This is a genomic window from Rhodococcus sp. T2V, from assembly GCF_029269925.1.
In the GTDB taxonomy this organism is placed as follows: domain Bacteria; phylum Actinomycetota; class Actinomycetes; order Mycobacteriales; family Mycobacteriaceae; genus Rhodococcus_F; species Rhodococcus_F koreensis.
Genome location: NZ_JARJBD010000405.1, coordinates 1 through 472, shown reverse-complemented (window position 1 = coordinate 472; position 472 = coordinate 1). Strand labels below are relative to the sequence as shown.

The following is a 472-nucleotide window of genomic DNA, read 5'->3' as shown; positions in this document are numbered from 1 at the left end:
GTCCGGCGAGCCAGATGTTGTCCTCGCCCATCTGGTGTCCGGTGCGGGCCTCGAATGTCGCGCGGCGTTCGGTAATGAGTTGTGTGGTTCGGGCGAGCTGGGTTTGCAGCTCGGGCAGGAAGGTGGCGTCGGTGGCGAACTTGTCGCAGGTCAGGCAGGCGTTGCCCTTGCCGCAGACCTGACGGGGCGGCAGCAGGCAGTACCCGTTGGGCAGGATCCGGTCGGTCCGTCTGTCCAGCTCGAGCATGTCGTAGAGGTCGCGGGAATCGACCTCGAGCTCGCGCCCGTCGGCGGTGATCTTGCGGAAGCGCAGAAACTCGGCCTCGGCGGTGGACTGCAACGTCTGCGCATACGTCATGCTCATAGTCGGCGTGAGGTGCCCGAGGTAGCGCTGCAGCACGTGCAACGGGACGCCGGTGTTCAGCAACCGGGTGGCGACGGTGTGGCGGAATCGGTGGGTGCGGTTGAAATC

The 472-nt window shown here is 65.9% G+C and carries 1 protein-coding gene; it reads right to left on the bottom strand.

Annotated features, from left to right (window positions below; genetic code table 11):
- The coding region (locus P3H15_RS56045) for a tyrosine-type recombinase/integrase (RefSeq protein WP_276144906.1) at positions 1-472 on the bottom strand (472 nt) is incomplete at both ends.